Source organism: Pseudoalteromonas sp. SG44-5 (assembly GCF_014164175.1).
Classification (GTDB): domain Bacteria; phylum Pseudomonadota; class Gammaproteobacteria; order Enterobacterales; family Alteromonadaceae; genus Pseudoalteromonas; species Pseudoalteromonas nigrifaciens.
The window spans coordinates 78,942-102,156 of sequence record NZ_JACJES010000010.1 but is presented as its reverse complement, the minus strand read 5'-3'; the positions used below and the strand labels follow the sequence as shown (position 1 = coordinate 102,156).

21 protein-coding genes and 4 tRNA genes are annotated in these 23,215 nt (G+C 40.1%); 12 read left to right on the top strand and 13 right to left on the bottom strand.

Features of this window, described 5'->3' with window-relative positions:
• The 8 genes from H5079_RS11930 to murB form a co-directional block, all read right to left on the bottom strand.
• A partial coding sequence (locus H5079_RS11930; RefSeq protein ID WP_182677340.1) for a GTP-binding protein occupies positions 1–497 on the bottom strand: 497 nt, incomplete at its 3' end.
• Between the two features lie 135 nt (positions 498–632).
• Positions 633–708 (bottom strand) — tRNA-Thr (locus H5079_RS11925).
• A 12-nt stretch (positions 709–720) separates the two neighbouring features.
• Positions 721–795, bottom strand: a tRNA-Gly gene (locus H5079_RS11920).
• 45 nt (positions 796–840) lie between these two features.
• Positions 841–925 (bottom strand) — tRNA-Tyr (locus H5079_RS11915).
• A 41-nt stretch (positions 926–966) separates the two neighbouring features.
• Positions 967–1,042 (bottom strand) — tRNA-Thr (locus tag H5079_RS11910).
• A gap of 117 nt (positions 1,043–1,159) precedes the next feature.
• Positions 1,160–1,867, bottom strand: coding sequence for a pantothenate kinase (locus H5079_RS11905; RefSeq protein WP_011329539.1), 708 nt, complete (start codon positions 1,865–1,867; stop codon positions 1,160–1,162).
• Entirely contained in the window at positions 1,864–2,856 is a 993-nt protein-coding gene (gene birA / locus H5079_RS11900) for a bifunctional biotin--[acetyl-CoA-carboxylase] ligase/biotin operon repressor BirA (RefSeq protein WP_011329540.1), read from the bottom strand. Before birA ends, H5079_RS11905 begins: the two co-directional genes overlap by 4 nt.
• The gene (gene murB, locus H5079_RS11895; protein ID WP_182684159.1) at positions 2,853–3,863 is read right to left on the bottom strand and encodes a UDP-N-acetylmuramate dehydrogenase; all 1,011 of its coding nucleotides are present in this window, start codon (positions 3,861–3,863) and stop codon (positions 2,853–2,855) included. Before murB ends, birA begins: the two co-directional genes overlap by 4 nt.
• A 143-nt stretch (positions 3,864–4,006) precedes the next feature.
• On the opposite strand from murB, the gene H5079_RS11890 reads away from it, so the two are divergent.
• Entirely contained in the window at positions 4,007–5,848 is a 1,842-nt protein-coding gene (locus tag H5079_RS11890; RefSeq protein WP_011329542.1) for a M1 family metallopeptidase, read from the top strand.
• Positions 5,849–5,934: 86 nt separating this feature from the next.
• Here H5079_RS11890 and H5079_RS11885 read toward each other — a convergent pair whose 3' ends face one another.
• Entirely contained in the window at positions 5,935–6,537 is a 603-nt protein-coding gene (locus H5079_RS11885; RefSeq protein WP_182684158.1) for a DUF2057 family protein, read from the bottom strand.
• 93 nt (positions 6,538–6,630) lie between these two features.
• Here H5079_RS11885 and H5079_RS11880 point away from each other — a divergent pair, with 93 nt between their 5' ends.
• From H5079_RS11880 to H5079_RS11870, 3 genes are all read left to right on the top strand, one after another.
• Positions 6,631–7,002: a histidine triad nucleotide-binding protein gene (locus H5079_RS11880; RefSeq protein WP_011329544.1), complete on the top strand. Its 372-nt coding sequence runs from the start codon at positions 6,631–6,633 to the stop codon at positions 7,000–7,002.
• 213 nt (positions 7,003–7,215) lie between these two features.
• Positions 7,216–7,872 (top strand): response regulator transcription factor, encoded by a 657-nt coding sequence (locus H5079_RS11875; protein ID WP_086994433.1) that lies wholly within the window; start codon positions 7,216–7,218, stop codon positions 7,870–7,872.
• 225 nt (positions 7,873–8,097) lie between these two features.
• The gene (locus H5079_RS11870) at positions 8,098–10,254 is read left to right on the top strand and encodes an ATP-binding protein (RefSeq protein ID WP_182684157.1); all 2,157 of its coding nucleotides are present in this window, start codon (positions 8,098–8,100) and stop codon (positions 10,252–10,254) included.
• A 7-nt stretch (positions 10,255–10,261) separates the two neighbouring features.
• Here the strand turns inward: H5079_RS11870 and H5079_RS11865 are convergent, their stop codons facing one another.
• Together H5079_RS11865 and H5079_RS11860 are read right to left on the bottom strand one after the other, a co-directional pair.
• Positions 10,262–11,689, bottom strand: coding sequence for a mannose-1-phosphate guanylyltransferase/mannose-6-phosphate isomerase (locus H5079_RS11865; protein ID WP_182678390.1), 1,428 nt, complete (start codon positions 11,687–11,689; stop codon positions 10,262–10,264).
• Positions 11,690–11,758: 69 nt separating this feature from the next.
• A complete protein-coding gene (locus H5079_RS11860; protein ID WP_086994424.1) occupies positions 11,759–12,532 on the bottom strand; it encodes an amidohydrolase in 774 nt (257 codons plus the stop codon).
• Positions 12,533–12,748: 216 nt separating this feature from the next.
• Between H5079_RS11860 and H5079_RS11855 the strand changes: the two genes are divergently transcribed.
• Positions 12,749–13,378: a methylthioribulose 1-phosphate dehydratase gene (locus tag H5079_RS11855; RefSeq protein ID WP_179807649.1), complete on the top strand. Its 630-nt coding sequence runs from the start codon at positions 12,749–12,751 to the stop codon at positions 13,376–13,378.
• A gap of 137 nt (positions 13,379–13,515) precedes the next feature.
• Here H5079_RS11855 and H5079_RS11850 read toward each other — a convergent pair whose 3' ends face one another.
• The gene (locus H5079_RS11850; protein WP_182684156.1) at positions 13,516–14,997 is read right to left on the bottom strand and encodes an FMN-binding glutamate synthase family protein; all 1,482 of its coding nucleotides are present in this window, start codon (positions 14,995–14,997) and stop codon (positions 13,516–13,518) included.
• Positions 14,998–15,500: 503 nt separating this feature from the next.
• A complete protein-coding gene (locus tag H5079_RS11845; RefSeq protein WP_182684155.1) occupies positions 15,501–17,282 on the bottom strand; it encodes a DUF885 family protein in 1,782 nt (593 codons plus the stop codon).
• Between the two features lie 354 nt (positions 17,283–17,636).
• On the opposite strand from H5079_RS11845, the gene H5079_RS11840 reads away from it, so the two are divergent.
• The 7 genes from H5079_RS11840 (at position 17,637) to tatC (ending at position 23,214) form a co-directional block, all read left to right on the top strand.
• Positions 17,637–18,620 (top strand): GGDEF domain-containing protein, encoded by a 984-nt coding sequence (locus tag H5079_RS11840; RefSeq protein WP_041454617.1) that lies wholly within the window; start codon positions 17,637–17,639, stop codon positions 18,618–18,620.
• 82 nt (positions 18,621–18,702) lie between these two features.
• Complete coding sequence (gene ubiE / locus H5079_RS11835) at positions 18,703–19,458, top strand: bifunctional demethylmenaquinone methyltransferase/2-methoxy-6-polyprenyl-1,4-benzoquinol methylase UbiE (protein WP_011329553.1); 756 nt, start codon at positions 18,703–18,705, stop codon at positions 19,456–19,458.
• 11 nt (positions 19,459–19,469) lie between these two features.
• Positions 19,470–20,147 (top strand): SCP2 domain-containing protein, encoded by a 678-nt coding sequence (locus H5079_RS11830; protein ID WP_011329554.1) that lies wholly within the window; start codon positions 19,470–19,472, stop codon positions 20,145–20,147.
• A 9-nt stretch (positions 20,148–20,156) separates the two neighbouring features.
• On the top strand, positions 20,157–21,758 hold the full coding sequence (gene ubiB, locus H5079_RS11825) for a ubiquinone biosynthesis regulatory protein kinase UbiB (protein WP_011329555.1): 1,602 nt from the start codon (positions 20,157–20,159) through the stop codon (positions 21,756–21,758).
• An 80-nt stretch (positions 21,759–21,838) separates the two neighbouring features.
• Positions 21,839–22,087 carry a Sec-independent protein translocase subunit TatA gene (gene tatA / locus H5079_RS11820; RefSeq protein WP_008467382.1) on the top strand — a complete coding sequence of 83 codons (249 nt, stop codon included), beginning with the start codon at positions 21,839–21,841 and terminating at the stop codon, positions 22,085–22,087.
• Between the two features lie 5 nt (positions 22,088–22,092).
• On the top strand, positions 22,093–22,425 hold the full coding sequence (tatB, locus tag H5079_RS11815; RefSeq protein WP_008467380.1) for a Sec-independent protein translocase protein TatB: 333 nt from the start codon (positions 22,093–22,095) through the stop codon (positions 22,423–22,425).
• Positions 22,426–22,473: 48 nt separating this feature from the next.
• Positions 22,474–23,214 carry a twin-arginine translocase subunit TatC gene (tatC, locus tag H5079_RS11810; RefSeq protein WP_086994406.1) on the top strand — a complete coding sequence of 247 codons (741 nt, stop codon included), beginning with the start codon at positions 22,474–22,476 and terminating at the stop codon, positions 23,212–23,214.
• The last annotated feature ends 1 nt before the right edge of the window (position 23,215 follow it).

Sequence of the window (23,215 nt, the reverse complement as noted above, 5' to 3'; positions counted from 1 at the left end):
TCACCTGGGAAATCGTATTCTGAAAGAAGTTCACGAACTTCCATTTCTACTAGCTCAAGTAGCTCTTCGTCATCAACCATGTCACATTTGTTCATGAACACGATGATGTAAGGAACGCCAACTTGGCGAGAAAGTAGGATGTGCTCACGTGTTTGTGGCATAGGACCATCAGTCGCAGCTACTACTAAAATAGCACCGTCCATTTGAGCAGCACCAGTGATCATGTTTTTAACATAATCGGCGTGACCAGGACAATCTACGTGTGCGTAGTGACGAGTAGGCGTATCGTATTCAACGTGAGACGTTGAAATTGTGATACCGCGCTCGCGCTCTTCTGGAGCGTTGTCGATTGATGCGAAATCTTTAGCAACACCGCCGTATACTTTTGCAAGTACGTTAGTGATTGCTGCAGTTAATGTAGTTTTACCGTGGTCAACGTGGCCAATTGTACCTACGTTAACATGCGGTTTTACGCGTTCAAACTTTGCTTTTGCCATGACGGAACCTATCAGTTTTGTGTATCTATATTACATATGAAAATAATCCACCATAGGTAGATTAAGTTGATTTTTTCAAATTTCAAATAGTTTTTTCTGACAGATAAAGGAAGCGCTTAAGGAGGTTCTTAAAACTGGTGCTGATAGGCAGAGTCGAACTGCCGACCTCACCCTTACCAAGGGTGCGCTCTACCAACTGAGCTATATCAGCATCACCATAAACTGGAGCGGGCAGCGGGAATCGAACCCGCATCATCAGCTTGGAAGGCTGAGGTAATAGCCATTATACGATGCCCGCGTTAGGAACCTGTTCTTAAAATACCTCTAACCGTCAAGAATAAAGTGGTGGAGGGAGCTGGATTCGAACCAGCGAAGGCTGAGCCGTCAGATTTACAGTCTGATCCCTTTGGCCGCTCGGGAACCCCTCCACGATAATTCTTTACTAATGCACTTTCGGTAAAAAGGAAAGTGGTGCCGACTAACCGAGTCGAACGGTTGACCTACTGATTACAAGTCAGTTGCTCTACCAGCTGAGCTAAGTCGGCACTGCTTTAGTACGGGGCGAGATATTAGAGTAAGCTTTATTGGGATGCAACTATAAAATTAAAATAAATGAGAATTTATTGTTTAAATGCTCACAATTCAGGCAAAAACCGGTTTTTTTATAATTTATTGCTGTTTTCATCTAATTCATACCAATAATTTAAGCCTTTAATAACCAGCATAGGATCAAAAATACTCTCTTTGAATTGCTGTTGTAATAACGAACCATAACCACCGGCAAAAATAATTTGCGTATTTTTATCATTTAAATAAGGTTTAGCTTGGTTAATTGCTCCTATGGTGGCAACCAAGGCACCATTTTTTAAACCATTTGGGGTGTTTATTCCCAGTTGATTAGTAAATGGCGTATTTTCATCATCAAAAACGCGCTGGGTATTTTGCGTTAACGAGCGGGTCATTAAATCAAGGCCAGGTAAAATCCAGCCACCTAAGTGCTGCCCGTCACAATTGAGTACATCAATTGTGGTAGCCGTACCGGCATCAACAACTATGCAGGCCTTATTTGGATACAAGGTAAAACTTGCAATAAGTGCCAGCCATCTATCTATGCCTAAATTATTAAAGTGCTCATAAGCACAGGTGAGCCCACCTAGCGTTTTAGTTACTTTAGCTTCAAAGCAGCTAATACTATTAAAGGCGGCTTGCGCTAAAATAGCATTAAGTAGCTCACTGCGCCCTACGCAAGCATAAATAACGTGTGTAATTGCATGCCAAGGTAAATTATTTAAATCACATGCTTGAACTTGCTCGTTTTGCCACAGCTTAGCTTTAAGTGAAGTATTGCCTACATCTATGAGTAATTTCATAGTTGCGCCTTTCTGAGCGATATTTCGCCGCCGTAATAGCTTTTTACTTCACCATCTTGGCGAATACGAATTCCGCCTTGTGGGTCTATTCCCTCACATATTCCGCGCCAACTACGATGTCCGGTATTTAGCTCTACACATTCACCAGCAAATGCATTTAAAGCATTCCATTGCTGATGCATGCTCTGTAAGCCACTTTCACTATACTGCTCTAAACGCTGCTCTAAATAATAAGTAAGCGAGGCAACCAACTGATTTTTATTAAGCTGCTGCGTATGTTGACTTAAATCAGTCCATGCTTGATCAATGTGCTGACTAAAGCTCTCTGGCATTTGTAAGTTAATACCTATGCCTATAACTAACTGACAAGGACCTTGCGGTTGCGCGTCGAGCTCAACTAATACGCCAGCGAGCTTTTGTTTATTGAGGTAAATATCGTTAGGCCATTTTAGCTCTACTTCTATGTTGTATAGCGCTTTAATAGCATCATATACAGCTAAGCCAACCACTATAGATACGCCCATAGCGGCTTGTATGCCATCATCTAAGCGCCAAAAGTAACTATAATATAAGTTGGCTCCAAATGGCGACTGCCAAACCCGGCCCCGACGCCCACGCCCCAACTGCTGCATTTCGGCCACAATAACAGTACCCGATTCAAGCTCAGTTTTTGCTTGTATGCGGCGCATTAGCTCACTATTAGTGGAGTCTATTATGGGGTGTACTTCTACTTTGGCGGTAGTTGCACCTAACGCTTGATAGTGTTGTTGTATTTGCGCTTGGTTTAACAGTCCGACTTGGCTATTTAAGCTGTAACCTTTACCAGTTACCTTAAAAATATCTAAGCCCATTTCTTGTAAGCTTTTAATATGCTTACTAATAGCTGCGCGGCTAATACCCAGTTGCTCGCCTAATACCTGCCCTGAAATAAAACCACCTTGATTGAGGGCATTTAAAATGGCGAGTTTATTCCCATCGGGTGCTTTCATGGCGTTGGCTCCGCTGTAATATGGCATTCACTACTGTTATTAATTAAGCGTACTTCGTGCTCTAACATAATGTTGTAACGAGAAAATACGCTGTGTTGAATATGTTTAATCATCGCAATTAAATCGCTTCCTTGGCTTTGGCCGTAATTTACTAGCACTAGGGCTTGTTGTTTATGTACCTCAATACCTGCAATGCGGTAGCCTTTTAAACCCGCTTGCTCTATTAGCCAACCCGCAGCCACTTTATGGTGCTTTGCACCGTGTTTATAATGCGGTAAATCTGCAAAGGTAGTTAATAAAGCAGCTAAACATTGATTAGTAATAATGGGGTTTTTAAAAAAACTACCTGCATTAGGTAAGGTATAAGGATTGGGCAATTTGCTGTTACGTGTTGCTATTACTTGCTCAAATACCGCTTGTGGCGTAACGGCTGCAAGTTGCTGCAGCGGTCCATAACTCAATACCGGCTGCCACCCTTTAGGCAAGGCTAAATGCACAGTAGTGATCACCGCTTTATTTTTTAACGCGTGTTTAAAAATAGAATCGCGATAGCCAAATTCACATTGCGCATTATTTAAGGTATTAAAGGCTTTGTTTGCTATATCAAAATACTCAACCGACTCTACAAATTTAGCCAATTCAACTCCGTAGGCACCAATATTTTGCACCGGCGCAGCACCCACAGTACCGGGAATAAGCGCTAGGTTTTCAAGCCCGGGAATGTTTTTAGTCAACAGCTCGCTGACTAGTTGATGCCAGTTTTCGCCAGCGGCCACGCTAATTAAGTAATCGTTTGCGCGCTCTTTTATTTGTACACCTTGAGTTGCCATTTTAATAACAGTACCGGTGTAATCATTTAAAAATACCGTATTACTGCCCTCGCCTAATAGGCAAAATGGAGGCTTAAAGCTTTGCGTTTTAAGCTGCTCTAGGTTATTAATTTTAACAAATTGTTGGCATTGGCTGGTTAATGCAAATGTATGTAACGTTTGTAATGAGTGCGCCACAAAGCTCTCTAAATATACCGGTAACTAATCGCGTTAGTTTAACGCATTGTCGCAAATAGCGCATCTGAATGTAAAAATTGCTCAACCCGCCTCGCCAATCATGATATAAAACCAACACTTATTTATTTGTGTTCAGGGTAATTATGAAAATCACACCTCTTTTTTTAAGCCTAGCTATGGCTGGTATGTGCTCACAAGCAATGGCCAATGCTATTGATCAAAACTCGTATGCTAATCTTAATGACGTTATTACTACGCATTTAAACCTTGATTTAGATGTCGACTTTGCCGACAAGCAATTAGAAGGTTTTGTTGAGCACACCCTAGAATGGCAAAATAACAACAGTAAAACTCTAGTGCTCGATACTCGCGATTTAGATATTGATAAAGTAATGTATCAAACGCAAAACGGCACATGGCATAAAGCTAAATTTAGTTTAGCAACACGCGATGATGTTAAAGGCTCAAAATTAACTATTACTTTTAAAAGCCAAGCGCCAAAAGTACGTATTTACTATAATAGCCGCCCTGAAGCGTCTGGCCTACAATGGTTAACACCAGAGCAAACAGCCAGCAAAACACACCCGTTTATGTACAGCCAATCGCAAGCAATTCATGCACGTAGCTGGATCCCAGTACAAGACACGCCAGCAATGCGAGTAACGTACTCGGCGCGCATTCATACTCCTAAAGATATACGTGCGGTAATGAGTGCCGACAATAAAGACGCACTTTATAAAGATGGCGACTACATTTTTGATATGCCACAAGCTATTTCGCCTTACTTAATTGCTATTGGCGCAGGTAATTTAGAATTTAAAGCAATGTCGCATCAAACCGGTATTTTTGCTGAGCCAACTATTTTAGATGCTTCAGTTGCCGAATTTAACGACACCCAAGCGATGATCGATAAAACTAACGCACTTTACGGCGATTATGCATGGGGTCGTTACGACTTACTTATGTTACCGCCAAGTTTTCCGTTTGGTGGCATGGAAAACCCACGCCTTTCGTTTATTACCCCAACCGTGGTTGCAGGCGATAAAAGCTTAGTAAATCTAATTGCACATGAGCTTGCTCATTCTTGGTCTGGTAACTTAGTTACCAATGCAACCTGGGAAGATTTATGGTTAAACGAAGGTTTTACCTCGTACGTTGAAAACCGCATTATGGAAGAAGTATTTGGTCGTGACCGCGCAGTAATGGAACAAGCCCTTGATGCAGCAGGTATTCGCGCGCAAATTAAAACGCTTGATGCGCCAGACACGCGCCTTAACTTAAAGCTTAATGGCCGCGATCCTGATGATGCGTTTAGCTCTGTACCTTATACCAAAGGGCAATTATTCTTAATTTACCTAGAAGAAAAATATGGCCGCGATAAGTTTGACGCCTTTGTAAAAACTTACTTTAACGAATTTGCCTTTAAATCTTTAACCACCGCACAATTTGTTACTTACCTAAAAGCTAACTTAATTGATAAGTACCCTGGTATTGTGAGCATGGATAAAGTAAATGAATGGATTTTTGCGCCAGGTTTACCAAGCGATACACCTAATCCAACATCAGATGCTTTTGATAAAGTAGATACAGCAACAGCTACTTGGTTAAATGGCGATATCACAGCAGCGCAATTGCCTACAGCTAATTGGTCGGTGCATGAATGGTTGCACTTTTTAAATAACTTACCGCGCGATTTAAGCCAAACACATATGAGCGAGCTTGATACTGCGTATAACTTAACGCAATCAACTAACGCTGAACGTGCCTTTGCTTGGTTTATGCTAGCGGTAGGTAATGGATACCAGCCAATTTATCCGGCGCTTGATAAGCACTTAACCAGTATTGGTCGTCGCAAGCTAATTGTCCCGCTTTATAAGTCACTTATTGATAACGGCAAAAAAGACTGGGCACAAAGCGTGTACTTAAAAGCACGCCCGGGTTATCACCCACTAGCACATGGCACTATAGACGCATTATTTGAATAAATTATTCAAATAATAACGAGCTTAATAAGCGAGTGTTTAAAATACAAAAAGGGCCGACATTCGGCCCTTTTTTAATTGCATAAAAGCTAATTGGTTACTTTTTCTAAAAAGGCTTGTTGTTGAGCTGGGGTTGCTTGTTGCCACCAAAAGTCTAGCATTGCTGCTGCGCTGGGCATGCCCTTACCATTAATAGGTGCAACGAGTTTACTTACTTCGCTGGCGCTTGTTGCCATTGCCGTTGTATTACTAACTTGCTGTACTGGCACAGTGTTTGTAAGCTGGGCATTAGAAATTACACTTAATGGCGCAGCCAGTGCACTTCCTTTTGCTTTTAAGCTTACTTGTGGCGACTGTGCAAATACTTTAGCCGCAACCGCATTTTTGGCACGATTAAACTCTAAAGTATAATCTTTACCCGCTTCAATAGTTACATTTACCCAAAATGGTTCAGACTCTACCACTTCGTGATCGTCGTAACCTAGGTCATACAAGTCAGTATATTTAAGCTTTAATTTATAACTACCCGGTGCTAGCTCTATGTCGTCAACACGGCTAAATATCGAGCTTTCAATAATACGCTCACCAACTTGCAGAGGTACAAACTCTTCTGGAAAGTGAATATTTTCTGCCATGCTCGACACACTAAACAATAGCGCTGCGGCACTACCTAATAATATTGATTTACGCATATTTTCTCCTTTATTTGATTTCAGTTTGACACTGCTTGTAAAGTTTGTCATTAGTGGAGCTTACTTTAATCATACTTAATTAGGGGCCATATAATGAGCCAAGAGACTATTTTTACTAAAATAATTAATCGTGAGATCCCAGCTGATATTATTTATGAAGATGAGCATACTCTCGCCTTTAAAGATATAAACCCTCAGGCGCCATTTCACGCACTTATTATCCCCAAAAAGGCAATTGCTACTATTAACGATGTAACGCCTGAAAACTCGCATTTAGTAGGTAATTTATATGTAGTAGCGGCTAAATTAGCCAAGCAACTAAACTTTGCCGACGATGGCTACCGAGTGGTCATGAATTGCAATGAACATGGTGGCCAAACCGTATATCATATTCATTTACATATGCTTGCAGGTAAAGAGATGGGCTGGCCTCCTTATCAAAACACCAAAAAAGTGGCGCTATAAACAGCTATTTATTTTATACAATTAGTTATAAGCTTTTTAGGTTGTTTTATTTTGTAATCGCAATCAATAAATAATTACTTATTTGCAACATTTTATGTTTAAATAATCATAATATCGTACTTGCTTTTTGCGTTACAACGCGACTTTCTAATACAAAAGGTGTGGAGGTCGTGGTAAACTTAATCATAAGCTTTATAAAAGAGTAAAAATAATATGAGCAGTTCAGCCTTTTTGTTATTAGATGAAGAGCCCATTAACACTATTGGTATTAACGTTTTAGAACCTTTGTTAAAAACGCAAGGTATTAGCGTAACCACAGGCACCAATATTTTAGATGTGCCTGTAGGAACACGACTTTTGTTTATCGAAACATCGAGCAAAGATGCGTGGGGAAAATTAAAAGAGCAACTGGTTAATTTACGGATTAAATGCGATATCGTATTATTTAATTTGGATGAAAACCCAGAGCTTGCTAATCGTGCCTTACTTAGCGGAATTCGTGGTGTATTTTACACCACAGATAACGCCGATGTATTGATGAAAGGTATTCGCTTACTACTTGAAGATCAACTTTGGTATCGCAGAGATATAATGTGTAATGCATTAAATCGTATGTTGCAGTTTAATAAAGATGCACTGCATAAGCTTACCGAAGGCGATATTGAGCCAGTTAAACTTACCAAGCGCGAAAAAGCCATAATTTCATTAATGAGTAATGGCTCAAAAAATAAAGAAATTGCTGAAGAGCTAAGCATTAGCCCACACACAGTTAAAACTCATTTATACAGCGCATTTAGAAAAACAAAATGTCGTAACCGTATTGAGCTACTATCGTGGGCACAGCAGCATATTCCAGACGAAATACGTTAATTTAAACTTTAGTTTAAACACAAAACAGGCACATACGTGTCTGTTTTTGTATCTGGGCAAGCTTAATCAGCAAACTCAAACTTTAAATAATAAGTCGCTCCCCAGCAAATAAAATATACGTTTTAATTTCAATACAGCTCAATGTGTTAAACAATATATTGAGCTATTTTCGGTTAAGTAATTATTGTTATACTTTTAATCTAATAACACGCTATTGGTGCCTCAATGCTCGACTCTTTTACCCTATATTTTGCCAGTATCGCCGTTATGGTTGTAATGACCCTGCTAAATTTTTTAACCTGGCGCACCAATAAACACACTCCAGGCACTCTGCTTTATATTTTTTATCCTGTTTTATTGCTCGGCGTTATTATTGGCTTTACTCTGATCGGGCGAGTCCCTGAACTTGTCGCCATTAGCATTGCCAATATATTGATGTTTGCGGCCTCAATTGTGCATTGCCTTGCTATTAGCCAGTTTTTAGATTATCGCGGTATTGGCTTTAAACTTGTTTGTGCATTTACTGCTTTTAGCAGCGTAATGCTGGGTTATTACAGCTTTTTGTCGCCATCTATTCAAGATAGGCTGTTTATATCTGATATACAGCATATAGCTGAAGCTGCATTTTTACTGTTTATATTTATAAAGTATGCACGTAAGCCCTACCCCAACGGCAGCATTGTTTATATTATAATTTTAACTTTAGTTGCCGTAAGCTTTATTGCCCGCTCGATATTTATGCAAAAAATTGAGCAACATGACACCCTATTAAGCCCTTGGTTTAGCTCGTTACTTTTTTTAAACGGGGTTATAGCACCTATGTTTTATGCCGCTGGCATGGCACTGTTGTGTAATGAGCGCAGAGAGCAGCATCTTAATAAGCTCACTAAAAAAGCCCGTAAAGATCTAGAAATACGTGGGTTGTTTTTATCAACTATCAGCCACGAAATTCGCACCCCTTTAAACGGCATTTTAGGCAGTGCTCAGTTAGTTATGAACCAAACAAGTGATGCTCGCAATAAAGCCTATTGCGAGGCAATTATTAACTCTGCCGAATCCCTTAATTTACTGGTTGATAAAGTACTCGACTACGCCAGCCTTGATCAAAGCGACGAAGCTCTTTACGAAGAAGATATTGAGTTTAAAACTTGGATACAAAATTTATGCTTATTACTAAGCCCTCTGGCAGAGCAAAAGCAACTTAAGTTTGAGCTACTTTGCAATATACCCGATCAAGCCTGTTACTACTGCGATCAGCAAAAACTCAGGCAAATTATTATTAACCTTGTGGGTAACGCAATTAAATTTACCGACCAAGGTAGCGTTAAAATTCAAATTGATCTAATCACTGAAAAACAACTTGAACACACTATTAAAATAAGCGTAAAAGACTCAGGCCCCGGCATCGAGAATGACGAAATAGCCTACCTAACCGAACCCTATGTGCAAAGTAACGCCGGAAAAGAAAAAGGCGGTACAGGCCTTGGTTTAGCAATAACCAGCCGCTTACTCGAAAAACTGCATAGCAAGTTAGAAATAGCCAGTAGCCTAGGGAGTGGCAGCGTGTTTAGCTTTGATATTACGTGTGCGCTGGGCGAACTCAGCCTAGTAGCGCAACGTCATCAAAGTAAAGATTATTTAACCGGTTTAAAGGTGTTGTTAGTAGAGGATTTAGATTTAAATCAAAAAATAGCCGTAGAATTTATGGCCGACGACGAACATAAAATTAAGTTAGCAAAAGACGGTAAAACTGCAATAGAGTTAATGCAAGCGCATCATTTTGATGTAGTGCTGCTCGATATGAACCTACCTGATTTGACCGGCCAACAAGTACTTAAAACATTGGCTAAAATTGAGCATAAAAACCAGCGTACTCCCGTACTAGCCTTTACTGCAAGCTTAAGCCCTAGTGAGGTAAAAGAGTACTTAGCGCTGGGTATAAAAGACATTGTAGGTAAACCTATTAAACACCAAAAATTGCGCCAAGCACTAAGCGATTCACAGTCAACTAAAACGGCTACTGTAGCTGTAGATTTGGTTGATACTTTATATGACGCAAGCGCTAGCGAAACGCTTACCAGCTCTTTTAGTATTGATGAAGTGTCGTCTATTTATAACGAGTTTGTGCTCTCTACCCGCAGTAAACTAAATCACTGCCAAGCGCTCGTAGAACAACAGCCCGAGCAATGCATTAAATTATTACATCGCCAAGCCAATACCGCACTACAGCTGGGCTTTAACCGTTATGGTTTAGCGCTGAAAAAAATAGAGCGTCGTATGCTTGATAAAAAGCCGCTAAAAAACGCCATCAATGAAGCGCTCGACCTTTGGCAGCAAAGTTTAGAAGAGTATTTAAGGTGTGTACGCAAAGGGCTGCAGTAAAGCGTTGTTAGTTTCTGCCATATTTATCATCAAACCGTTCAATGTCGCTTTCATCTAAAATAGTGCCTGTTTGTACCTCAATTACTATTAACGGTGTATTTTTATTATTAGCCAAACTATGAATTTGCTTAGCGGCAATATAACAAGACTGATCTGCACTGAGTGTTAGTGCTTGCTTATCAATGCATACATCGGCAACCCCAGATACAACTACCCAATGCTCGGCACGATATTGATGGCGCTGCGTAGAGAGCTTAGCGCCGCTGTTTACGGTTATTTTTTTAACCTTAAATCCACTGCTTTCTACCAAGGTACGATAATTTCCCCACGGCCGATAAACAACTTGGTGGTGGGTTAACTTGTCAGTTTGCGTAAGCGCTACTTTTTTGAGTAATAACGGCAGTGCATCAAGCTCATTTTGATTCGCAATAAGTGTGGCATCGTGGGTATGAATAACAGCTAAATTACTTACCCCTAACGTGGCAATAGTATGATCGGTTTCGCTTATTATTAGATTGTTTTTACTGTTTTGCGCTACATAGTTAGTATTTAAGTTATTGCCTTGCGGATCTTTTTTTAGCAACTTAGCAAGTGATGAAAAACCACCTACGTCACTCCAGTTTAAGGCAACAGGCATGACAACTACGTTATCACTGCGCTCTAAAATAGCATAATCTATGGAGTCACTCGGGCAAGCTTCGAGCGTTTTTGCACTGGGCCGTGTAAAGCCTAAGTCCTGACTAAAATTGGCGGCGTTAGCCACACAATTGGCAATTTTAGGTGCAAAGCGAGCCAACTCTTGTAAATACGCTGCAGCAGTAAACAAAAACATACCGCTATTCCAACTATAACTTCCATCTAACAGGTAGCTTGTTGCGGTGGTTAAGCTGGGTTTTTCTTTAAATTCAGCTACTTCAAAGCAGTCAGTACCGGTAATGGCGCTTCCTTGTTTTATATACCCGTAACCTGTGTGTGGCTCGGTAGGCGTAATAGAAAAGGTAACTAATTTACCTTGCTCAGCTAATATTGTCGCGCCGTGTAACTGCTCGGTGAGTAAGTTAAAATTATTTATATGATGATCCGCTGGCATAACTAACAGTGGCCCTGTTATGCCATTTTGTAGCGCATAATGCGCAGCTAAAGCAATTGCTGGGGCAGTATTTTTACCTGTGGGTTCTAAAAGTAATACGCGCGGATTTGCACTAGCAGCTTGCTCAGCGGCAATAAATCGGTGCTGTTCGTTACACACTAAAATAGCTCGATTGAATACCCTACCGGTTACCCGTGTTAGGGTATTTTGTAATAACGACTGCCCAGTAGGTTCAGCATCGAGTAAGGGTAAAAACTGTTTTGGCATTGCTTGGCGCGACAACGGCCATAAACGAGAGCCAATGCCGCCCGCTAAAATAACTGGAGTGATTAAAGAGTTGTTCATAGTGCTGCCGCCAATAAATATCAGCGGCTATTTTAACACTTAATTAGCCGCTGGCTAATTTAAGCTGCTTTATACTAAGTTAAAAGCATCCGCATCTAAATGCGCCGGAAATTTAGCCTTAAAGTCATTTAATGGTGCTTTGTGCAAAGTAATGGTTATTAGCGCTTGGCTATTATCTGCAGCTTTTACTAAAGCATCACCTTTAAAGTCATATACCGCTGTGCCACCATTGTGAGCAACACCATTGGCATCATCACCAATGCGATTTACCCCAACCACATAACATACATTTTCCATCGCTCGCGCCATTAATAATGTATCCCAAACATGGCGTCGCACTGCGGGCCAATTAGCAATATTAATCATTACATCGTAATCGTTGTTATTGCGCTGAAATACCGGAAAGCGTAGGTCGTAGCACACTTGTGGTAATAGCTTAAAGCCATTAATAGTAAACACTTTGCGCGCTTGTCCTGCTACTACAAAGTCGCCTTCGTTGCCTAAACAAAACAAATGACGCTTATCGTAAAAGTCTACTTCTCCATTGGGCTGCACCCAATAAAACCGGTTGGCCTTTTTACTGCCTTGCGTAACAAATACTGAGCCTGCAATTACTGCATTATGTTTATGCGCTTGCGCCTTTAACCAGGTAAGTACTTTGCCGTTTTCAGGCTCAGCGCAATCTAAGTTTATTGCAAAGCCTGTGGCAAAGGTTTCGGGCAGTAAAATCAAGTCTGACTGCTGAGTCACTGCATCTAGCTGCTTATTAAACATAGCTAAATTAGCGTCTTTATCGAGCCAGTGTAGTGAGCTTTGCAATAATGTAAGTGTTAAAGTTGACATAGTTTTGTGCCGCCCTCTTTTAAGTTTTTAGTGTTTTTAGCTAAACCAACTTAATTGTTATTAGAGTTTGATAAAACATACCTTATGCTGGTAGCTTAGTTATTAACACTCTATATCCTTAATTGTGGTTTTGCACGCAAAGCGGTGCTACCATCACTTAAGATAGAAGTTTAGCCGTCTAAATACAATTAACTGATGCTCGTTTGTGAGGAATATATGCAAAACAACAATACCGCTATTTCGCAACTTATTGAAGCTGGGAAGTGGGTTAGCCAAAAAGAGTGGATACCCGCAACCGGTGGGAATTTTTCAGCAAGAACTGAGTCGGGCTTTGTAATAACAGCTAGTGGCCAAGATAAAGGCAAGTTGACCAATGAGCAATTTTTACAGCTAGATCTACAAGGCAAGCCTTTGGCAGGAACAAAAAAACGCTCAGCCGAAACACAACTGCACTTGAGCTTGTATCAGCTAATTCCCGAAGCGCAATGTGTACTGCACACGCATTCTGTTGCGGCTACCGTGCTTTCGCAAATAACAAAAAGTCATAAACTCGATTTAACTGGCTACGAAATGCAAAAAGCTTTAACCGGTTTTACCTCGCATTTAGAAACCCTAAGCATTCCTATTTTTAATAACGACCAAGACATAGACCATTTAAGTTTATTGGTAAGCGACCATCATTTACACACTCCTATTGAACACGGAGTGCTTATACGTGGCCATGGTTTATATGCTGTAGGGCGAAATATTGATGAAGTTCGTCGTCATTTAGAAGTGCTGGAATTTTTATTTAGCTGTGAATTAGAGCGTTTAAAAATTACCGGCATTCAAGCAAATAATAAATAAATAAATAAATAAAATTAAGGCCCATTGTTATATTACGTAACAATGGGCCTTAATTAATGACCTAATAAATATTGAGTGCATAAAAAAGCAGCTTAGTTTAGTGCGCTTAAGCACTCATATATTTAATGCTCACTGTGTTATTTATAATTTTCGTAAATTTTATCTAATGGCTCTGAAAGACCACTTTCTTGAACTATACGCACATGTTCACGTTTTAACTCTCGCGCACTAGATACGCCGCACGAGTGCGCGATTAAGCCCGCTCCATAGTGCACATACTTATTATAGTTTGCCACACGCTGTGCTTTGTCTGCCACATTTAAGCCACGTTGCAGGCGCTTGTCGTGCGTGGTGATCCCTGTAGGGCAAGTGTCTTTATTACATTGCATTGCTTGAATACACCCTAGTGCAAACATATGGCCGCGAGCAGATACAACAAAATCAGCCCCCAGTGCTAATGCCCATGCAACTTTAGAGGGTACGATTAACTTACCTGAGGCAATAACCTTTACTCGCTCTCTGAGCCCATGTTTTTCTAACAAGTTAATTACTAATGGCAAGCTTTCTCGCAGTGGTAAGCCCACTGAATCTAATAATGACTGTGGTGCGGCGCCTGTGCCACCGTCTGCACTATCAATAGTAATAAAGTCGGGCGCTGACTCAACACCGCGATGATTTATTTCAGCGAAAAGAGTTTCTAACCAAGTATACTCACCAATTACCGCTTTAAAGCCGGTTGGTTTACCGGTTGCGTTACGTACGGTTGCCAACATATCAAGAATATCTGACGGCTTTTTAATTTCAAGATGGCCATTAGGGCTAATTGAATCTTGCCCTTCGGGAATACCGCGTATTTTTGCAATTTCAGCGTTAACTTTTCGCCCTGGTAACATACCGCCTTTACCTGGTTTAGCGCCTTGGCTTAGCTTTATTTCAAACATTTTTACTTGTTCGTGAGCTGCTATTTCTTTTAATTTAGCAGTGCTTAAATTGCCATTATCGTCGCGCACACCGTATTTAGCAGTACCAATTTGAAATACAATATCTCCCCCGCCTTCTAAATGATACGGGCTTAAACCGCCTTCACCGGTATTATACCAACAGCCAGCAAGCTTAGCTCCTTTAGATAAAGCACGTACTGCAGGTTTTGACAAAGCACCAAAACTCATACCTGAAATATTAAATATTGAATTAGTGGTGTAAGGTGTTTTACAGTAAGGGCCTAAAGTCACATTACTAGGATCGAGCGCTTCTTCATCTAAAGTAGGAAATGCACAGTTCATAAACATCACTGTACCGGTTACTTCAAGGCTTTGAGTCGAGCCAAACGCAGCAGTATGATCAACATCTTTTGCAGCGCGATATACCCAACTACGTTCAGCACGATTAAACGGCATTTCTTCTCTATCAAGTGCGAAAAAGTACTGGCGGAAAAATTCTCCTTGGCGCTCAAAAAAATATCGAAACCGACCAATTACCGGATAGTTGCGCCTAATTGCATGCTTTGTTTGGGTTATATCTCTAAAATAAAAAATAATAACCGATAAAACTATAAACCCTAATACAACAATAAAAAGGCTCGCAAATACATTAATACTTAGAACTATAAAATTGTTCACTCAAAACCCCTCTGCAGTACTTTTTCGCCAATAAATGAAAATGGCTTCAATAGACAAATGCGCATATCACTTATTATAGATGATATGCGCATTTTATTAATTTATAACCCTAGGGTCTGTTGACCTTTGCGGATTGAAATTTGTTCAAACTAGGGGCGATTTAATCACGGCGCGAGGTTTGTAACCTAGTGGGCTCGATAACTGCTCCTGCGTTATTCTACTGGCTTACATCCATGTAAGAATAAGTAAAAACCGAGCAAAGCTTCCGCGTCCTGCTCACGCCCCTTACCTACATCCATGTAGGCAACAAAGAGTCAATCGCCCCTAGGCAGAACCCTTCGGGCAGCGCATGTTTGCCATTGATGCTACGTTATCGCCTATTTATGGGGAGTAACCACACCACATAGGCTCTGCCTTGCCTAAATACCAAACACACTGCTGCAAATTTAACCTTGAAAGATAAACAGACCCTAATATAAGCCATTACGATTGATGCGGATTAATTAAATATCCTGTTTAGCTAGTTCGTTTTTAATATACAAACGAATTTGCTGCTCAAGTACAGATAACGGTACTGAACCATGGCGTAGCACTTGATGATGGAACTCTCGCACATCAAATTTTTGGCCAAGGGCCTGCTCCGCTTCTTTACGTAAGCGCTTAATAGTTAATTCTCCAATTTTATACGATAACGCCTGCGCAGGCCATGAAATATAACGATCTGTTTCAGTTTTAACGTTGTGCAACGACAAAGCAGTGTTATCGCCCATAAAGTTCATCGCGCGTTCACGGCTCCAGCCATACATATGCATTCCCGTATCAACAACTAAACGTGCAGCGCGCCACATTTCATAGGTTAAACGTCCGAAACGGCTATATGGATCTTGATAAAACCCAGCTTCTATTCCTAAGTACTCAGAATAAAGCCCCCACCCCTCGCCAAATGCTGATAAATAAGCATCACGACGATAACTCGGCAAGTTTTCTAGCTCAGCATTAAGTGATATTTGTAAATGGTGCCCTGGTACAGCTTCATGCAGCGTTAACGCCTCTAGCGCGTAAAGAGGTCGCTTATCTAGCGCATAAGTGTTTACCCAGTAATAACCAGCTTGATCGTCGCGGTTCGAACCCGAGTAACGCCCTGTAGTATATTTAGGAGCAATATTGGTGGGAACAGCCACTACGCCATAAGGTTTGCGCGGCAAGGTATGAAATAATCTAGGCAGTTGCGCATCCATTTTTTTAGCAATATAAGCAGCTTCTTTTAGTAACTGCTCTGGAGTAGTTGCGTAGAACTGCGGATCAGTACGTAAAAAGTGGATAAATTCAGCGAACGTGCCTTTAAAACCAACTTCTTTTATTACCTCTTCCATTTCGCTACGAATACGTGCCACTTCTTTTAGGCCCAACTCATGAATTTCTTTTGGGGTCATATCTGTAGTGGTGTAATGCTTGGCGCGATTAGCATAAAAAGCAGCCCCATTAGGCGTTGCCGAAATACCAATACTGTCTCGAGCACCTGCTTGATACTCTTCAGTAAAAAAGGTGAGGTAATCTTTATATGCTGCTATTACTTGTTCTTTAATTATTGTTTTAGCTTGGAGTTGCAGCTCATAAAATTCGCTGCTACTTAAGCCTGCAGTATTCGTTAAAAATGGCTGATAAAATTCAGATTGTGTTACATCATCAACAATATAAACACTAATTGAATCTTCATAACCTTTAAGTACAGCTTTAGGCTGCGTTAACCCTATTGCTAAACCTTGTTTCATCCAATAAACATTTTGCTCAAAAAAGCGTGGTACCTGAGCTAATCGCGCTAAATAATTTTTATAATCTTGTAACGTTTTATATTGTGAACTTTTAACCATAAACGACAAGCTTGAATGAAACCCATATTCAGATGTAAGCGGCATATAGTGGGCATTAAATACATACTCATCCACGCTATTTTGCACTTGAGCACGCAAAATACTAAAGTTAATCCGATTTTCATCACTTAACTTATCAATGTTTACCGTATCTAAATCGGCAAGTAGCTGGGTATTTTTTTTATATTCTTGCGCTAAATACTCGGCAGTTAAGTTAGGTAGTAAGTAGCCATCTACACCCTGAGGATTATTATTATAAGGGCTAGCATCTTGTCTATTTTGCACAATGTTTTCGGCAACTTGAGTAAATTGCTTATCGGCATTAAGTGAGGTTGTTTGGCATGCACTTAAGGTGCATAAAAAAGTAATTCCCAGTAGCGAGTGGCGTAATGGTCGAGATAAAAGTTGATTCATTATTATATAGCTTCACAATTAAATAGATTTTGTAAACCTATCGCAGGCTAAATAAATAGCAAGATAAATACGACCAAGCACGCAAAAACTAATACGACTGATATAAGCAGGTTGGTATTTAATAACCAGTAATAAAACATGCTTTTGAATGAAACAAAAAGTAATTGATGATAAAAGCAGCCATTATGTTGCTAAAGTTACAATTTAGATAACTAACTGTCGTTTTTACTTTTAAATAACCGATATAATGATTATGGTACAAGTGCTTGGATGCGAAACGCTTCATTGGATGAGTTTATAAATTAATACGCATATGTATTTAGTTGGTATTTGCAAATGATGTTCCATGACTCTATGGCTGTAGCACAAGATAAAATGACAAAAGTGTGTGTATTTTTAGAGCGCCATGTTTTGCCACCTACACCACTTAATTATCAGGTTGTTTATACTTATATTAGCCAAGTAAACAACGACCTTAATAGCGCCATTGAGCGCGCTATTGCAAGTAACACTCTTATTGACAGTTTATTTACCGAGCAACTCTATTTTGAGCATTTAAATCAAGGCCATGCCACTGAAGTGTCGATGATAGAGAATGTTAATGGGGTAATTAACTCGCTGTCTAAAAGCGCACAACACACTGAAAAACAATTTATTAATTTTGCCGGCCATATTAGCGAGTGTATGCATTCGCTTGATGAAAATAACATTAAAAATAGCCGGATCGCACTTACAAGGCTAGATCAGCAAACAGCAACACTGTTAACGCAACACAAACAGTTTAAACAACAATTAAGTAATGCTAAACAACTCCACGAAAAAACTAAAAAGCAGCTTAACACCCTGCGTAAACAACATATTATTGATAGTCAAACTGGCTTGTATAAACGCCATTATTTAACCAAGCAAGTGCAAATATGGGCAAATCAACATAAACCGGTTTGTGCTATTGCTATTCAAATAGACAATTTAGATCACTTTATTGATAACTTTGGCGATGTAATCGCAGAAGCAATTTTAAGCAAAGTGGCTAAACAAGTACAAAAATATGTGTTTCAAAGCGGCCTAGCGGGGCGTACTGCAAAAGATCAATTTACTGTACTACTTACCGACGTAGATTGTGAAACAACCAATTTAATTGCAGAAAAAGTACGCGCTGGTGTTGCAAAGCTGCGCTTTATCAGCTCAAAAAACGCGCTGGCATTACCTGCAATTAAGCTCTCTTTGGGGATTGCACAGCAACAACAAGCTGACTTTGAGCAATTAACTAAAAGTGCTTCTAATGCGGCATTTAAAGCACGCTCTTTAGGGCAAAATAGCTTTACTGCGGAGCATTAATTAGCTGATAAATCATATTCAAATTGCACCTTCAGGGCACAATCAAGTACACTAGTCTTCATTACCACGATAGAGATTAATGATGAGCGAAACACCACAAAAGACCACGCATTTTGGCTATAAAACGGTAGCCGAAAACGATAAAGCCTCAATGGTTGCAGACGTATTTCATTCAGTTGCGGCAAAATATGACGTAATGAATGACTTAATGTCTTTTGGGGTACATCGTTTATGGAAACGTCAAACAATAGCCAGCTCTGGCGTTCGTAAAGGCCACCATGTTTTAGATTTAGCCGGTGGTACGGGCGATTTAACTGCAAAATTTAGCCAACTAGTCGGAGAAACCGGTCAGGTTATACTCGGTGATATTAACTCGTCTATGTTAAAAGTGGGCCGTGAAAAACTCCATAATTTAGGCTTAGTTGGCAATATTGACTACGTGCAAATGAACGCTGAAGCCTTACCATTCCCAGATAATAGCTTTGATCTGATCACTATTGCATTTGGTTTACGTAATGTAACCGACAAAGACAAAGCATTACGCTCAATGTACCGCATTTTAAAACCAGGCGGGCGCTTACTGGTATTAGAGTTTTCAAAGCCAGAGCATGAAATACTCAGTAAGGCATACGACTTTTATTCATTTAACTTATTACCAACTATGGGTAAGTTAGTGGCAAACGACAGCGAATCGTACAAGTATTTAGCTGAGTCGATTCGTATGCATCCAGATCAAGACACGCTTAAAAGCATGATGTCTGATGCAGGCTTTGAGCAAACCACTTATCAAAACTTAACCGGTGGTATTGTTGCGCTGCATCGTGGCTTTAAGTACTAAGGTAAATAATTATGGCGCTTGAGCAAGCAACCGAAAAAAATTCTACTGAGGCTCCCTCAACTGATTTTTTTATGTTACCCAACTTAGTACTTTCGCTCGTGGAGCGAATACTTAATCAAGCACTTAAACTCGATACAAGCCTATCGGGAAAGTTGGCAGCAGTTAAGCATCAGCGCTTAGTCGTTGATGTTAGGGGCTCTCAGCTAAAGCTGCTGCTAGTGTTTAGCGACAAGCAACTTCATTTATATAGCGCAACCAGTGATACAGACGCAGATTGCATGATTAGCGCCGACCTTAACACCCTGCTTGCGCTAAAAAACCCAGCCATGCTTACCCAGCTAATTCGCCAAGACAAACTTGATTTACAAGGCGATTTAAACATAGCTCAAACCTATAGCAATGCATTTTCAACACTAGATATAGATTGGCCTGAGCAGCTTTCATCGCACCTTGGTGATGCTCCCGCACAGCAATTATATTTACACTTCAAAACGCTCCAGCAACACGGCAATAAAGCAAAAACGCAGTTAAGCCGCACCCTAACAAGCTTATGCCAAGATGAATTGGCAATTACCATTCATCCGTTAGAGCTTAAACAATTTAAACAACAAAACCGTGAGCTTAAAGGCCAAGTTGCTGCTATAGAACAACGTATTAATGCCTTACTAACCACTTTGACTACCCGCTAAGGATTTTTTGTGTCAACTGCACGACTGTATTACATCACTAAAACACTGCTTAGCTACGGATTAGATGAGTTAGTGCCAAAACATAAAATCCCTTGGTTTGCGAAAATAGCCCGAGGTAGTTTATTTTGGCTGCGTAATCAGCATAAAGATAAGCCCGCCGGGCTGCGATTACGTTTAGCCCTACAACAGCTTGGCCCAGTATGGGTTAAGTTTGGCCAAATGCTTTCTACGCGTCGTGACTTACTGCCGCACGAAATTGCATTAGAGCTGGCATTTTTGCAAGATCAGGTTGAACCTTTTCCCGGCGAACTTGCACAAAAAATAATAGAAAAAGCTCTCGAAATTAATGACATAAGCGAGCGTTTTAGTGAGTTTTCACAAACACCACTGGCGTCGGCATCAATAGCACAAGTACATACCGCAACGTTAGTTGACACAAATGGTATAGAGCAAGATGTAGTTATTAAAGTAATCCGCCCTAACATTAATCAACAAATTAACGCCGACTTAGCCTTAATGGAAAAGCTCGCTAAGGTGTTAGCAAAAGTACACCACGAGTCAAAACGTCTGCGTCCTGTGGAAGTAGTAAAAGAGTACAAAAAGACTCTACTTGATGAACTTGATTTAATGCGCGAAGGTGCAAACGGCATTCAACTTAAACGTAACTTTGAAGACTCAGATTCGCTTTACATCCCTACCGTTTATAGCGATTACAGCCGCCATAATATATTAGTAATGGAGCGTATTTATGGTATTGCGGTATCAGATACTGATGCTTTATTAGCGCAAAACACCAATATGAAACTACTGGCTGAGCGTGGCGTTGAAGTGTTTTTTACCCAAGTGTTCAGAGACAGCTTTTTTCATGCTGACATGCACCCAGGTAATATTTTTGTTTCTCGTGAGCACCCCGAAAACCCTAAATATATTGGTATAGATTGCGGTATTGTGGGCACCTTAAACAAAGAAGATAAACGCTATTTAGCGGAAAACTTTATAGCCTTTTTTAATCGTGATTATCGCCAAGTTGCGCAGTTGCATGTGGACTCGGGTTGGGTACCGCCCGACACCAGTATTGAAGAGTTTGAATTTGCTATTCGCACTGTCTGCGAGCCTATATTTAATAAGCCTTTAGCTGAAATTTCGTTTGGTCATGTATTGGTTAATTTATTTAATACTGCAAGGCGCTTTAATATGCAGGTACAACCACAATTGGTATTACTGCAAAAAACCTTACTGTATGTTGAAGGTTTAGGCCGCCAGCTTTATCCACAATTAGATTTATGGAAAACCGCTAAGCCCTTTTTAGAAGACTGGGTTAAGCAACAAGTTGGTCCGTTATCGGTTATAAAGCAAATGTATGCACAATTACCCTTTTGGGCCGAAAAAATGCCAGAGCTGCCCGATCTAATTTATCAAAGCTTAAAACGCCCACCACAAATTCAAGTACAGGCTCCGAAGGGATCTCATAAACCTTTGGTTTTAGGTTTGTTTAGCAGTGCGGCTATGGTTATTGCTGCATTATTTTATTTACAGCACGATTTAATTGCTGCAAGTATCGCTATAAGTAGCGCTATTATTGGTTTTATAGCAGCATGGCGTAGCACATAAACTAAGTGCTATTTACGTTTTTAGGCGTATAATTAGTATTTAAAATATACACTTTATAATTATGAAAACGGGAGATAAACATGGGATTTGGCGGTATTAGTCTTTGGCAGTTATTGATTGTATTAGCAATTATTGTACTTTTGTTTGGCACTAAAAAATTACGCGGTATTGGTGGTGATTTAGGTGGAGCAGTTAAAGGCTTTAAAAAAGCAATGTCTGACGAAAAAAATACAGATAAAGAAAAGCCAGAGCAGATTCAAAAATCAGAAGAAAGTGCACCGCTTGATTCTGCCCATACTGAAAAAAATAAAGACAATAACAAGGTTTAATTAGCATGGGGATGTGGGAGCTAATTGTTGTTTTAATTGTTGGTTTAGTGGTGCTTGGTCCAGAGCGTTTACCTGTAGCAATTAGAACGGTAAGCCGATGGATAAAAACTGCAAAGTCGCTTGCTAACTCAGTGAAAGCTGAAGTGAGCGAAGAGTTGCGTGTGCACGAATTACACGAAAACCTTAAAAAAGCGGAGCAACAAAACTTAACCGATTTAAGTCCTGAACTACAAAGTTCACTAACTGAACTACAACAGGCCGCTCAGTCTGTGACCCACAGTTATAAAAAAAATCAAATCGATCCCTCTAATAAGCAAAATATTGATGATACAAAGTGAAATTAATTTCTCATTTTGTGGTCAACTTACTAAATGGTATAAAAAATAATGGCTGAGGAAGTAAAATCGGGGTTTGTCGCGCATTTAATTGAATTACGCGATCGGCTGATTAAATCACTATTAAGCATTTTAGTTATTTTTATTGCAATAGTGTATTTTGCAAACGACATTTATACATTTGTTGCAGCCCCATTAATTTCACATTTGCCAAGCACTGCAACCATGATAGCAACTGATGTCACAGCGCCATTTTTTGCCCCTTTTAAACTAACGTTATTTGTCGCATTATTTGCCTCTATTCCGTGGATATTACACCAGGTTTGGGGTTTTATAGCTCCGGGATTGTATAAGCACGAAAAACGCATGTTAATGCCAATACTCGCCTCAAGCATCTTTTTGTTTTATGGTGGTATTGCCTTTTGCTACTTTGTAGTACTGCCAATTATTTTAGGCTTTTTTACCAGTGCGGGTCCTGCAATGCTCACCTTAGCACCGGATATTAGTAGCTACTTAGGGTTTGTACTAAAACTATTTTTTGCCTTTGGTGTCGCTTTTGAAATTCCAGTAGCCATTATGCTGCTGTGCTGGAGCGGCGCTACAACAACGCAAAGCTTAAAAGAAAAACGTCCCTATATTGTAGTGGGTGTTTTTGTAGTAGCGATGTTTTTAACACCGCCCGATGTATTGTCACAAACTTTATTAGCGCTACCTATGCTTATTTTGTTTGAGCTAGGCCTAATTTTAGCTAAATTTTATACCGCTAAACCACAACAAGAACCTGAGGAATAAC